Raw genomic sequence first — 13402 nt, forward strand, 5'->3', positions numbered from 1 at the left:
TCAGTTTAAAAGGTTCTGAATACCGTCTGATAACTTTGTCATTTTTGTACATAATGTTTAAAATTATGTAGCCTTTATTCAGGACGGGTCAGTTAGAGGTACAACGAATGTAAATACATTTACTTGTGGCTTTGATGTTCTTAAACTTAAAAATCCTGTTCAAGTGCTTTACAAGAAAGTGGGCACTAGATTGGTTTTTGATAAAACAGCCTTGGTTTTGGATAATGATTGCTTTGATTGCGGAGGTATAGTTATTAATAGTGATTTTAGAAAAATATTAAAATCTAAAATGTATCCACAAATCACTTTGTTTTTAAATGATATTAATGATTTGGAGGAACAAACCGATGATGTCCTGGCTTCCATAGACATTGAGATTGCAGGAGTCTCTAAAAACCATAAGATACCTGTAAAGTTTAAGAAAGATAGAGGTATGCTCATAACAGGAGTTTTGCCTATAAGTATGTCTGATTACGATTTAAAACCACCAAAAATTTTTTTTGGACTTATTACGGTTCATGATATTATAAAAATTTATTTCCAATTGGCGGTTAAGGAGAGTTGATTTAAATAAATAATTTTAAAACATAAAAGGTCTTCATTTGTATGGAGACCTTTTATGTTATAATTGGCGGGTAATTCTTTTGATTGTTTATTTGTTTTTAATGCTTCCTGAAACACTATTGTTTTTAGTCACTTTTTCAGGGTTTCCATAATATTTTACATCGCCACCGCTTGTAGCACTAGCAATAAGTTCCTTGGCCGTGTTTATGGTTATATCTGCACCACTTGTAGCTTTTACTTTACTGGATTGAGCGATTAACTCACCAGCTTTAATATCACTACCGCTGTTAGCTTCTGCTATTAAGAGATCAGTTTTTCCAGACAGTTTTAAATCACTTCCACTAGTTGATTCGCAATGTAATGTTCTGGCATTGACCGCCACGGTCATATCACTACCACTTGTGGTTTTTAAATCTAACATTTCAACATCTATGGTTTTGGTAGTATAGACATTACTACCGCTTGTGGCAATTATTTTTGAGACATCCTTAAAGTTGACCAAAACTTTTTTTGCTTTACATTTTCCAATGTTTTTTTTGGTGTGAATTTTTAGAACATCATCCTCAATTTCTGTTAAGATAAGGTTGTGAAGATTCGCATCGGCTTCAACAATAATGCTTTCATTATCGTTTTGGGTTAAAAGCACTTCCAAGCCTTCGGTTGCTTTAATGATTGAAAAGTTGGAGCTAGTTGTACGTTCTTCGGTAACTACATTACCATTGCCACGAACTCCAGAATTTAAATTGATATCAAAATTACAGGAAAAAAGGGATAAACTGAGAAGGGTTGTTACAATGATTTTGATTAAAGTTGTCATAACTGTTCGTTTTTGTATGATTATTTTGATTAAAGATTTGATGAAATTTATTTAGTTACTAATTATAATTTAAAGATTTGTTTTTTTAGTTGCTAAACTGTTAATTATTGGTCGATTTCACAGATAGTCCAGTACTATCTAAGCTAACGTTAACGGATTCTGTAATGCCTTTTATGCTCTTTCGTTTAATGGTTAAACTAGAACTATCGGCTTTTACTTCAACACCTTCTTTGTTTATTTTTACGCTGGAATCGCCATCCTTAATGTCTACATCTACTTTAAATTTTTCTTCTTCGGGACAGTCTAAGCACTCCACCTTATCGTCAAGTATTTTTAAATAATGGTTAGCATTATTATGAGATACAATGGACCCATAGTAGTTTCTACTGTAAAAAAACGAATTTGAGTTGGAATGGCACTTGAGTATAGATCCCTCTGGAAGATAAAGTGTTAGATGAATTTCTTGATCACTATACTTGTTTTCAGGTGAGGTGGTAAAGTAAGAATCTAAAATCAAGGTTTTATCATCAAATACATAATTATAGTTTATATTTCTTGCACGTTCCATGGCTTTTTCAAAACTTCTACCATCAGCACTTTTTTCTATGCTTAATGTTGCTAAAGAATCGGTTGTAGATTTAACAATAATGGCCACATCAGAAGAATAGATTATTTTCTCTCCTTTTTCATTATGGGCAACTTTAAAGGAGTTACTACGGTATCTCGTGTTTTTATAAAGGTCGTTATTCGCCATTTTTAAATTAAGCGTATCGTTTGTAGTGATGTTGAGTTCTATCTTTTCCACAACCCGTTCGTCAAAAGCATGTTCGCTAGCTTCCCTTACCCCAAAAACAGTAAGCATAATGATAGAAATTAACCATGCTCCCAATAGAGTAAACTTTGCAATCTTGCCAATGGATTTTAAATTGTTTATCAATATTTTAAGGCCAAGGTAGAACACAAAGAAAAATGGAATACCAACAGCAAAAAAAGTTAATAAAGAGATTAACCAAATAGGAGTGTTGGCCGCGTTAACAATATTTGCATATTCAATACCAGGAATATTTAGAATATTGACTACTCCCACAGAAAATAAGCTAATTATTAATGCTATTAGTGTAACTGCGCCAATAAACATTAACAAGATACCAACAAATTTGGCAAATATGTTAAAGAAAAATAAGATGATGTCTCCAATAGTATCAAAAAATGTTTTTGATGACGACTTAATGGAGTTTGCTTGTTTTTTTACATTAACATTTTTGGCGACATCTGATACATTTTTCGCAACATCGCTAACGGTCTCAGATACATTTTTAGCAACATCACTTACAGTATCCGACACATTGTCAAAGCCGTCCTTTATTTTTTTTTCAATGTTACTAATGTTAACGGGCTCTCCGGTCATCATTAATTTTTCTGCAGTGGTTTTGGCTTCAGGAACTAAAACCCAAAATAAGATGTATATAAATATAAAGGTACCTCCAGAACCAATAGTTAAAATAATCCATAGCAATCTAATCCATACGGCATCAATACCCAAATAGTGACCTAACCCAGAAGACACACCACTTATATAAGAGTTGTCGGTATCCCTGAACAACTTTTTAGAAGGTGACGAGGAACTTTTATATGAGGTTTTTGGTTCGTCTTCAAAAATTTCGTCATCAACTAAGTAGTCTTCAGGCTGCCCCATAATGGCGATAATCTCATCTACTTCTTTTATACGTATAACTTGCTTATCATGTTGTACTCGCTCGTTAAAAAGTTCGGCAATACGTGCTTCAATGTCTGCAATAATTTCAGAGCGTCCTTGAGAATCTGTAAATGAACGTTTTATAGCCTCAAGATAGCGTTGTAATTTTAAGTAAGCATCTTCATCGATATGAAAAAATATACCTGCTAAATTTATGTTGACTGTTTTATTCATTTTTTTGTTGTTTTTTGGCTTGTTACTATATTCACTGCGTTTTGTAATTCATTCCAAGTATTATTTAATTCTTTTAAAAAGAGCTTACCTGTTTCGGTTAACCCATAATATTTTCTTGGAGGTCCAGATGTGGATTCTTCCCATCTGTAGTTTAAAAGGCCTGCGTTTTTAAGTCGCGTAAGTAGGGGGTAAATGGTGCCTTCTACAACGAGCAACTTAGCGTCTTTTAAGGTATCTAAAATCTCTGCGACATAAGCATCCTCGTCTTTTAAGACCGAAAGTATGCAGAACTCCAGGACTCCTTTGCGCATTTGTGCTTTTGTGTTTTCTATCTTCATGTTCTAAAGCATTTAAATATGGTGAAACTGTTCATTTTTTTGATTGATAATTGATGATTAATATTGTGTTTTGAAATGTTTATTTTAAAAAATTAATGGTTAAAGGGTAATTATATAATTTACCGTCCCTAGCATTTAGACTTGCTTTAACTATAAGGGCCAGTTCAACAATAAAGGCAATAATCATTAATATACCCAAACCACCACCAATGTAAAGTAAGGGTGAAGGTTTTCCAATGTTAATATGAAAATTGTGGAATCCATTAAAGTCTATAAAATCCAGTCCACCTAAAATTTTAAAGATAAAAAATGGAATGGTTATGGTTCCTATAATAATGGCGTAAAGTAAAATGCTCATCTGAAAGTTTAATGCCTGTTTACCATGTTTGTCTACGAATTCTGATTTATCCTTATTAGCAATCCATAGAACCAAAGGACCTATAAAATTCCCAAAAGGGAAAATAAACCTACTAAAGGTTGATAAATGTATAAACGTTGCGATGGTTTTTTGGTGTTTATCTAACATGATTTAAAAACATATAATAATATCTTATGCAAATATATATCTAAAAAAAGGTATTATGCAATACAAAGTACTTAATTTTAACAAAATATTAACATTTGATTCAATGTATATATTTTATAATTTAGTGAGCAATATAAATGTTGTATTATGCACATAACACCAAATAAACTTAATGTTTTTACTGCTCTAAAATTACCTTCAGCATATTTATGTGGAGTCAGGACTAGATATATTGATGCAGCTAAATGTGTAGTAAACGTTAGATATACATGGATTAACCAAAATCCTTTTAAATCAATGTTTTGGGCAGTGCAAGGTATGGCTGCTGAATTTTCTACAGGAGCTTTAATCATGAGCAAAATTAAAAATTCAGATAAGCGTATTTCAATGTTGGTGATTTCCAACAAGGCAACCTTTACAAAAAAAGCAATTGGCAAAATTACCTTTTCCTGTAATGATGGAAACTTGGTTGATATAACTTTAAGTAAGGCCATTGAAACAGGAGAAGGACAAACCCTTTGGATGCAATCCATAGGTAAAGATGAACGGGGTGATGTGGTTTCAACCTTTAATTTTCAATGGAGTGTGAAAGTAAAAGGGTAGAAATTGGATTTATGGAGTTAAAGGTTGGAATAACTGGTTGGTGAAGAAAGATGGTGGCAATAAAATTCAAATTCTAAAAACAATAGTCTTTAATAAAAGTAATTTGTAACAAAACATAAAATAAATCAACTCATAAACAATTAAACATTTAAAAACCTAAACTTATTATAAAATGACAGCACACGAAATAGATTATAGAATTTACGGTGAAGAAATGCAATATGTAGAGATTGTACTGGATCCACAAGAAGGTGTTATAGCTGAAGCCGGTAGTTTCATGATGATGGATGATGGTATAAAAATGGAAACTATTTTTGGTGATGGTTCACAAAAGGATTCAGGTTTTCTTGGTAAGATTTTGGGAGCTGGGAAGCGTATATTAACTGGCGAAAGTCTATTCATGACGGCATTTTATAATACATTAAGTGGTAAGCGAAATGTTTCTTTTGCGTCACCATACCCAGGTAAAATAATCCCCATTGATCTTACCCATTATGGAGGTAAATTTATTTGCCAAAAGGATGCTTTTTTATGTGCTGCAAAAGGTGTTAGTATAGGTGTCGAATTTTCAAAACGATTAGGAAGGGGACTTTTTGGAGGCGAAGGCTTTATTATGCAAAAATTGGAAGGCGATGGCATGGCATTTGTACACGCTGGAGGCACTATGGCAAAAAAAATATTGCATGCTGGTGAAACCTTGCGTGTAGATACCGGGTGCATAGTTGGTTTTACCCAAGATGTAGATTATGATATTGAATTTGTAGGAGGGATTAAAAATACCATCTTTGGGGGAGAAGGTCTATTTTTTGCCAAATTGCAAGGTCCCGGAACAGTATATATTCAATCGTTACCTTTTAGTAGGTTAGCGGGAAGGGTTTTAGCTTCTGCGCCAAGAGTAGGTGGTAAGGATAAAGGAGAAGGCAGTATTTTGGGAGGGTTAGGCAATTTACTTGATGGGGATAACCGATTTTAAATTGTTAAAATTTTTAAATTTAGATAGTAATTTGCAATTTTTTGTTAAATTTAGATGTTAAATTATAAAACTTGCTGCCTATAATATACCTTTACTTTTTTCAAACCAAACACCTTAATATTAATTATGGCAAGAGCAATGCTAGAGTATACGAAAACTGTTCTAAAAAAGGTCAGTTTTGATGTTACATTGTTTTGCAAAGAGGTACAAAAGGCCTTAACACGTTTGTTGCCTTATGAGATTGAAGAACTCAAAGTTTTTATTCAGTCTCTTGTACAGCAAAACCCAGAATTAAATCAATGTTTAATTTATTTAAAATCATAATAAAAAGCGATCTAAGATCGCTTTTTTAGTTTTTAGATAAAGGACTAATGATTTTTACATTTTGAAACGCTATAGCTCCTCTTATAATACCTGATATTACATCTTGAAGCGCTTCAATGATTTGCATTTTTAGTTCACTTTTATGATAAATGAGACTTACCTCCCTTGCAGGTGGTGGTTCATTAAAGTAATGTATGTTTTCAATGTCTTTTTCATTAAGATCCAAAGTGTGTAAATAAGGGAGCAAGGTCATACCTAAACCTTCATTGGAGAGCTTAACAAGTGTTTCTATACTTCCGCTCTCTAACTGAAATTTATCGTCTGGATTGTCTTTGAAAATTTTGCAAAGATTAATAACGCCATCCCGAAAACAATGACCATCTTCTAATAACAACATATCATTTATATCTAAATCTTCAATATTAATTTTATTGTTCACATGAAGTCTGTGGTTTCTTGGAATATAACTAACAAAAGGTTCAAAGTAAAGTACTCGTTCCTTAATATCTTCCTCTTCTAACGGTGTTGCAGCAATAGCAGCATCTAAATGGCCTTCCTTGATTTTATTGATGATTTCCTCGGTGGTAAGCTCTTCAATTTTAAGTTTGACTTTAGGATGTTTTTTTATGAAGTTTTTTAAGAACATGGGTAGCAAGGTAGGCATAACTGTTGGTATGATACCTAGTTTAAACTCACCGCCTATAAATCCCTTTTGTTGGTCTACAATATCCTGAATTCTATAGGATTCATTAACAATGTTTCTTGCTTGTGTCACAATTTTTTTTCCAACTTCGGTCAGCTCAATTGGTTTTTTACTACGATCAAAAATTTGAACGTCCAATTGGTCCTCAAGTTTTTGTATTTGCATGCTTAAAGTGGGTTGCGTTACAAAACATTTTTCAGCTGCCTTGGTGAAATTTTGGTTCTCAGCAACAGCTAAAACGTAGTATAATTGAGTGATAGTCATATTTATTATATATTAGACTATAAAGATATAAAAACTATCAATAAAATTTATTAAAACAGATATTTGTTATAAATTAAATATGTTGAATATGTAAAAATATTGTAGTGATACTTTTAAATAATTTAGGCTTACAAACCAATAAACAATAACTTTACAAATAGATTTATATCATTTTCAGGCCTATTTTCAAATATACTGTCTAAACTTACCAGGTATTGATTGAAATATTAAAGCAAACGCTTTTTAATTTTCATTTATATAGTCAATATTAAATGGATAGGATTTTATAAAGTGTAATGACTTTTACCAAAACGTTATTGTATAGGTTTTAGGGTTATATTGTAAAAGGTAATGCGCTTACTGGTAAAAACAAATCATAAAACGAAAAGGCAGTGTGTCTTATTGTGTATTTACTTATGTGCTTTTAAAGATTGAAAGGCATATTTTAAATAAGACTGGTAATGTCAATAATGAAAACATGAATTCTATGTTGATTGATTTTATTTAAGAATAAAAAAGACGGTTTTGATTATGAAAGTTTGGTTCTGTTAAACCATTTAGTTTGTTAATTTTTAGTTTGAAAGTTCATTAGCCAGGGTTCATTGATTTTTTTATAATAAACCTCTGGCCTTAATTTCAAGGTATTTGTTGATCGTATCTATGGTCAAAGCCTCAGGAGTTGTTAAGATGGAATGGATGCCATATTTTTTTAACTCATTCACAATTAAACGCTTTTCAAAGGCAAATTTTTCAGCAATAACCTTATCATAAATTTCTTGTACCGTTTCTGCTTTTTCTTTTATGAGCTTACTTAATTCTGTATTTTTAAAGAAAATTACCACCAAAAAATGGTTTTTTGAAATACCCTTTAAGTAGGTCAGCTGTCGGTGTAAACCATCTAAAGTCTCAAAATTGGTGTAAAGTAAAATAAGGCTACGATGCTGTATGTTTCGTTTTACATCGGCATATAATCGTCCAAAATCACTTTCAAAAAAATCAGTATTAATATTGTACAGTCCATGTAATATCAATTGCATTTGGGATGACCTTCGTTTAGCCACTATACGATTTTCTACTTTTTTTGAAAAGGCAATAATACCCGCTTTATCTTGTTTTTTTAATACCACATTGCTAATAACTAGAGTGGCATTTATGGCATAATCCAATAATGTTAAACCATTAAAGGGCATTTGCATAACGCGACCTTTGTCGATAATGGAATAAACAGGCTGCGACCGCTCATCTTGAAACTGATTAACCATAAGCTGATTACGCTTGGCGGTCGCTTTCCAGTTGATGGTCCTTAAATCGTCACCCAAAACATAATCTTTAATCTGTTCAAATTCCATAGTGTGTCCCAATCGACGTATTTTTTTAATGCCTTGTTCCATGGCATTTTTGTTAATGTTTAATAGTTCAAACTTTCTAAGCTGTTTAAAACTTGGATAAGTGGGTACCATGGTACCTCCGTCGAAAGTAAATCTTTTGGTTGCTAAATTTAGTATGGAAGCTGCGTAGATATTTAATTGTCCAAAATGGTATTCGCCACGCTTGGTGGGTTTTAAAATGTATTTAATAGTTTTTGTTTTTCCGGAGCTTATGGCTTTTTTTATCTTAAAATCCCGTACTTGAAACTGTTCCGGAATTTCGTCAATGACTTCCAGATAAATTTTGAAAAGGTAATTGTTGGTGATGGTTATACTCACCGCATTATTATCGCCATTTGAAAACTTATCAGGGAGTAATCTTTGGGCTCTAATCTTTTGATTGCCAATAAATAAAATAATAACATCTAGAATGAAAAGAACCAAAAGTACTAGAATTGAAACTTGTGCTATGTTGAATAATAAAGGAACAAAATAACTTAAACTAAATAAAACCACGATACCAATGCCAGTATAAAAAAAACGGGGTTGTATGTAAAATGGTTTAAATAGTTTCAATGTTATTAGTTTAATAGTTATTAAGGCTATTCATAATCAATGGTTTTACCAATGTAGTTTATATCCTCGTTATTGCCTTTGCCTTTTGGATTAGGTCCATATTCATTTGGACCATAATCACTGTTGGCAAATAGCATCCATAATCCGTAAAAAGGTATAACTTGATACCACCCACTATTACCTCTATCATGGCAGCGTTTAGAGCCTTGTGCCAGTAAAAACCAAAGTAGTGGTATCCAAATAATAAAAATGAGTAAGGAAAAAGAGTCGCCCAAACTAGCTATCAGGCCAGCAACTCCAATATATACAATTAAATAGATTAAATAACTCAATCCGTATTCTAATCTTCTGATTCTGCCGTTAAATGAAAAAGGGTTTTTAAACATAATTTACTTTATTTTTAGGTTAATGTTATCTCGGTATCTCAACTGTTTCAATGATATGTTTAATTATTTGCTTACTGGTTAGGCCTTCCATTTCACGTTCTGGAGTTACAATAACACGGTGTTGCAATACTGGAATAGCGGCGCGTTTAATATCTTCTGGAGTTACAAAATCACGTCCACCCATTGCAGCGAAGGCCTTGCTGGCCTTTAAAATGGCAATGGAAGCCCTTGGTGATGCTCCTAAATATAAAAAGGGGTTGTTACGTGTAGCCACAATAAGTTCGGCAATGTATTTTAGCAAATGTTCTTCTATAATAATTTGTGCCACTAGATTTTGGTATTCCAAAATTTGTTTGGCCTTTAAAAATGGAGAAATTGTATCTGTTTTTTCTAAGTCCTTTAGCTGGTGCTCCCTAACTAAAATTTCGATTTCTTCATCTAAATTGGGATAGTCTACATCTATTTTGAACAAGAAACGATCCAATTGGGCTTCGGGAAGTCTATAGGTGCCTTCCTGCTCTACGGGGTTCTGGGTGGCTAAAACCATAAAAGGAAGGTCTATTTTAAATTTCTGTCCATCAATGGTTATTTGATTCTCTTCCATAACTTCAAATAAAGCGGCTTGTGTTTTAGCAGGAGCTCGGTTTATTTCATCAATTAAAACCATGTTGGAAAAAATAGGGCCTTTTTTAAACTCAAAATCTGAATCCTTTAAATTAAAAACCGATGTCCCCAAAATATCACTGGGCATTAAATCTGGAGTAAATTGAATTCTACTAAAATCAACATTCAAGGATTTTGCCAATAATTTTGCCGTAATGGTTTTGGCAACACCAGGTACACCTTCTATAAGTGAATGCCCTTTGGCTAAAAGCGAGGCAATGAGCATGTCGACCATATCATTTTGTCCCACGATTACTTTACCCAATTCCTGCTTTATTTTTTGAATACTGGTTTGCAGTTCAGTTAAATCCAACCGACTTTTAAATTGTAAATCGTTGTTGTTTACAAGGGTACTATGGTCTATTGACGATGAGGTACTTTCAGGTTTTGGCATAAAGTCTTGGTGGTTTTGTTCTTCTTTAATTTCGTCCATAGTTATTTTAAGTAAAAAGCTTCAATAAGCCTGTTTAATTGCATGAGGTTAATCTCAAAATACTCATTTTTTGTACGTAACCAATTTATGTAATTTATAAGTTTTTTGATGTCGTCTTTTTTCTTTCCGGTTTTCAGGGCCAACTTCTTTATAAAATTATTGTCTAAAGTTGTTGTATCCATATTAAAATCAACTCTTAGGCGTTCTAGAAAATAAGTTATTTTTTTATCAATCAGGTTTTTGTGGTCTTGGGTTTCGTAATATAGATTAGATATAGTCTTTACAAAATCTATCGTTGTATTTTGTAGCGGTTTAATGGTTTTAATAATACGTTGTCTACGTTTAGCATTAAAAATTATAAATAGTAATCCAAAAATCAATGCCATGTACCAAGCCCATTTAAAGGAGAGCTGTTCTAGAAACCAACTAAGATTCGATTCTTTTTCAACATCACCATTATAACCCGTTTGTATTTTAGTATACGAATCAAAATAAATATTGTTTTCTGGTAAATAGGAAATTAACCCTTCAACATATTTGTAACGGTCTTCTTTTAAAAGATTGTAATTGGTAAATGCTTTAGGTTCGGTATGCAAATAGATTTTTCCTTTACCAAAAGGGATTTCAATAAAATTTACAAGACTGGAATCTATTTTTGTATGGCCTAAAATACTGTAGTTAATGGAGTCGAAACTGGAGAAATAATTAATACCTTCATTTTTATCTATATTAACTGTATCAATATCTATATGTTTAAAGTAATGATATGAGATGCTATCTTTTGTGTTTTTAATATATTTAACAGAAATATCTAGTGTGTCGTGTATTTTTTGTGAGAAATAATAATCTGAAATAAAAAGCGTATTACCAGCACCAACAAAATTAAGAAGTTCGTCAACCGAATCATCTTCCAGATAATCAGAGTTTCCTATAATTATGAAACTACCTTCGGCGACATGGTCACCATAGCCATCTTCCCTATTTGCTGTTAAATAACTAGCAGGTTGATGATATACCGTTCTAATTTTTTGATTTTTAAAAAGTTTGGGCAATTCTTTATAAAACACACTTACCCCATAAGGTTTATTGCTTTTTTCGTTAAACGATTCTTCCCAATCAATAGTACGTGTGGATTTAATACCAAGGGTAAAGGCAATGACAACAATTAAACCAGCAATGATAAGACCTATGGGGATTACTTTGTTCATTATTCCATTTGGTTTAATAAGGTTACAAAATTGTGTTTTGCTTTATCGTAATCGGTATGATTTAAAGGAAATTTGCCATACCAAATATAGCTATAAAGATAGGAGGTATAAGCAAAAATGTTGCTGAACGGTTTCTCACTAATTTCGTTCAAATAATCGGCATTGGTTTTATCATCTTCAAATTTTATGTGGTTTTTTAGGCTTAGTGTTTTTAATACTAGTAAATAATAATACCGAATGGCCAACCTAAAATCGTTATTGTTTTCTGCATGTATTATTAAGGTTTCGATATCGGCATTTTCAATATTTTCAGCCGTTATAGTTTCATGATGATTGATTTTTTTATGTCGCCCTCTTGAAAATAATCCAGTACCGGCTTCATTCAATAAAATATAGACTAGGTAAAATACTGCAAGAATTAGAGCTAGATAAAAAAGCCAGTTAAGTGGCCCTATGTTTATTGAAAAGTAATTGTCGTTATTAAGTTCTTTAATATTGGGTTTTCCATTTTTATAGTCCTCATAATTACCTGAACTAGGCGGGGTTTGGATAACCACTTTTTTGCCTTCGTAATTATATTTTCTACTGGAATAACGTTCTTTAAATTTAGTGTCAAAACTTCTAATTAGTTCAGGCTCTTGAAAAGTAATGGAACCAAAAGCGTTAAAGTGAAACAAAGACACTAAAAACAATAAAATAAAACGATATAATCTAATTGTTTTCAAGCCGTCTGAGATCTTAAAATGGGCATTTTGGTAATTTTCTTTTGAATCTTAAACGGATAGACCAAATAGTAATAACTAATTATAGCCAAAGTAATTAAAATGATACCAACCGATAGCCAATGCGGCATGATGTTGGAATACCTAGTGATAAAGCCTTCTAAAAACCCTGCTGAAAACGTAAAAGGAAACGTGCTTATTAGAATTTTAACGCCTGTTTTAGCACCTTGCTTAAAGGAAACATATCTAGAATGTGTTCCGGGAAATAAAATGCTGGCACCTAAAATCAAACCAGCGGCACATTCAATGACGATAGCGAAAATTTCCATAGATCCGTGTATCCAAATGCCACGTACACTTTCCCAAAATACGCCTTTTTCATAAAAGAAATACTGAAAGGATCCTAGCATAATGCAATTATTGAACATTATATACAATGTGCCAATACCACCAAAGACACCTAATATAAATGCGATGATACCAACACGAAGGTTGTTAATGGTAATACCAATAAAGCTGCCCCAATTGCTTCCGCTTTTATATACTGCAACAGGGTCTCCTTTTTCAATATTTTCCATGGACATGTTTACATAGTCATCACCTAAAATGGAGCGGACAAATTCACCATCATTAGCTGCAGAAATAGCACCTATAAACGTGAATGCAAAAAATATAACGAATGTGATGTAAATAAATTTTCGGTATTCATAACAAATAATAGGGACTTCGGTTTTCCAAAAAGCAACAAAACGATTGGTGTTTTCACGTTTGGTTTTGTAAATTTTTTGAAAAGCTTTTGAGGCTAACTGATTTAAATAATCGATAACTCTACTTTTAGGGTAAAAGGTTTGGGCATAAGCCAAATCGTTTATTAAATGTATGTATTGCGAAGCTAACTCGTCGGGATCTTTAAAGTCACTATTAAAAATGGCCTTTTCAAAACTTAACCATTTTTCCTTATTTTGCTTGATGAATGAAACTTCCCTCATATATTTGATAAATTAA

General features: G+C 32.3%; 15 protein-coding genes. 4 read left to right on the forward strand and 11 right to left on the reverse strand.

Annotated features, from left to right (window positions below):
* Nucleotides 1-163 precede the first annotated feature (163 nt).
* Entirely contained in the window at nucleotides 164-565 is a 402-nt protein-coding gene (locus tag K7G79_RS13180; RefSeq protein ID WP_223552065.1) for a YceI family protein, read from the forward strand.
* 87 nt (nucleotides 566-652) lie between these two features.
* Here K7G79_RS13180 and K7G79_RS13185 read toward each other — a convergent pair whose 3' ends face one another.
* The 4 genes from K7G79_RS13185 to K7G79_RS13200 all read right to left on the reverse strand — a co-directional run bounded on the left by K7G79_RS13185 (nucleotide 653) and on the right by K7G79_RS13200 (nucleotide 4175).
* Complete coding sequence (locus K7G79_RS13185; protein ID WP_223552066.1) at nucleotides 653-1381, reverse strand: head GIN domain-containing protein; 729 nt, start codon at nucleotides 1379-1381, stop codon at nucleotides 653-655.
* 100 nt (nucleotides 1382-1481) lie between these two features.
* Entirely contained in the window at nucleotides 1482-3311 is a 1830-nt protein-coding gene (locus K7G79_RS13190; protein ID WP_223552067.1) for a PspC domain-containing protein, read from the reverse strand.
* Nucleotides 3308-3649: a PadR family transcriptional regulator gene (locus K7G79_RS13195; protein ID WP_223552068.1), complete on the reverse strand. Its 342-nt coding sequence runs from the start codon at nucleotides 3647-3649 to the stop codon at nucleotides 3308-3310. The genes K7G79_RS13190 and K7G79_RS13195 overlap by 4 nt, the downstream gene beginning before the upstream one ends.
* A gap of 79 nt (nucleotides 3650-3728) precedes the next feature.
* Nucleotides 3729-4175: a DUF4870 domain-containing protein gene (locus K7G79_RS13200; RefSeq protein ID WP_223552069.1), complete on the reverse strand. Its 447-nt coding sequence runs from the start codon at nucleotides 4173-4175 to the stop codon at nucleotides 3729-3731.
* 147 nt (nucleotides 4176-4322) lie between these two features.
* On the opposite strand from K7G79_RS13200, the gene K7G79_RS13205 reads away from it, so the two are divergent.
* From K7G79_RS13205 to K7G79_RS13215, 3 genes are all read left to right on the forward strand, one after another.
* The gene (locus K7G79_RS13205; RefSeq protein WP_223552070.1) at nucleotides 4323-4778 is read left to right on the forward strand and encodes a DUF4442 domain-containing protein; all 456 of its coding nucleotides are present in this window, start codon (nucleotides 4323-4325) and stop codon (nucleotides 4776-4778) included.
* Between the two features lie 172 nt (nucleotides 4779-4950).
* Nucleotides 4951-5751, forward strand: a complete 801-nt coding sequence (locus K7G79_RS13210; RefSeq protein WP_223552071.1) for a TIGR00266 family protein — start codon at nucleotides 4951-4953, stop codon at nucleotides 5749-5751.
* Between the two features lie 126 nt (nucleotides 5752-5877).
* Nucleotides 5878-6075, forward strand: a complete 198-nt coding sequence (locus tag K7G79_RS13215) for a hypothetical protein (protein ID WP_223552072.1) — start codon at nucleotides 5878-5880, stop codon at nucleotides 6073-6075.
* Nucleotides 6076-6100: 25 nt separating this feature from the next.
* Here the strand turns inward: K7G79_RS13215 and K7G79_RS13220 are convergent, their stop codons facing one another.
* The 7 genes from K7G79_RS13220 to K7G79_RS13250 all read right to left on the reverse strand — a co-directional run bounded on the left by K7G79_RS13220 (nucleotide 6101) and on the right by K7G79_RS13250 (nucleotide 13386).
* On the reverse strand, nucleotides 6101-7042 hold the full coding sequence (locus K7G79_RS13220; RefSeq protein WP_223552073.1) for a hydrogen peroxide-inducible genes activator: 942 nt from the start codon (nucleotides 7040-7042) through the stop codon (nucleotides 6101-6103).
* 611 nt (nucleotides 7043-7653) lie between these two features.
* A complete protein-coding gene (locus K7G79_RS13225) occupies nucleotides 7654-8985 on the reverse strand; it encodes a DUF58 domain-containing protein (protein ID WP_223552074.1) in 1332 nt (443 codons plus the stop codon).
* A gap of 26 nt (nucleotides 8986-9011) precedes the next feature.
* A complete protein-coding gene (locus K7G79_RS13230; protein ID WP_223552075.1) occupies nucleotides 9012-9371 on the reverse strand; it encodes a DUF805 domain-containing protein in 360 nt (119 codons plus the stop codon).
* Between the two features lie 25 nt (nucleotides 9372-9396).
* Complete coding sequence (locus K7G79_RS13235) at nucleotides 9397-10428, reverse strand: MoxR family ATPase (protein ID WP_223552102.1); 1032 nt, start codon at nucleotides 10426-10428, stop codon at nucleotides 9397-9399.
* A 41-nt stretch (nucleotides 10429-10469) separates the two neighbouring features.
* Nucleotides 10470-11675, reverse strand: coding sequence for a DUF4350 domain-containing protein (locus K7G79_RS13240; RefSeq protein ID WP_223552076.1), 1206 nt, complete (start codon nucleotides 11673-11675; stop codon nucleotides 10470-10472).
* Complete coding sequence (locus tag K7G79_RS13245; protein WP_223552077.1) at nucleotides 11675-12400, reverse strand: hypothetical protein; 726 nt, start codon at nucleotides 12398-12400, stop codon at nucleotides 11675-11677. Before K7G79_RS13245 ends, K7G79_RS13240 begins: the two co-directional genes overlap by 1 nt.
* Nucleotides 12397-13386 (reverse strand): stage II sporulation protein M, encoded by a 990-nt coding sequence (locus K7G79_RS13250; protein WP_223552078.1) that lies wholly within the window; start codon nucleotides 13384-13386, stop codon nucleotides 12397-12399. The genes K7G79_RS13245 and K7G79_RS13250 overlap by 4 nt, the downstream gene beginning before the upstream one ends.
* Between the last annotated feature and the right edge of the window lie 16 nt (nucleotides 13387-13402).

Source organism: Aestuariivivens sp. NBU2969, assembly GCF_019931125.1.
In the GTDB taxonomy this organism is placed as follows: Bacteria; Bacteroidota; Bacteroidia; order Flavobacteriales; family Flavobacteriaceae; genus Aestuariivivens; species Aestuariivivens marinum.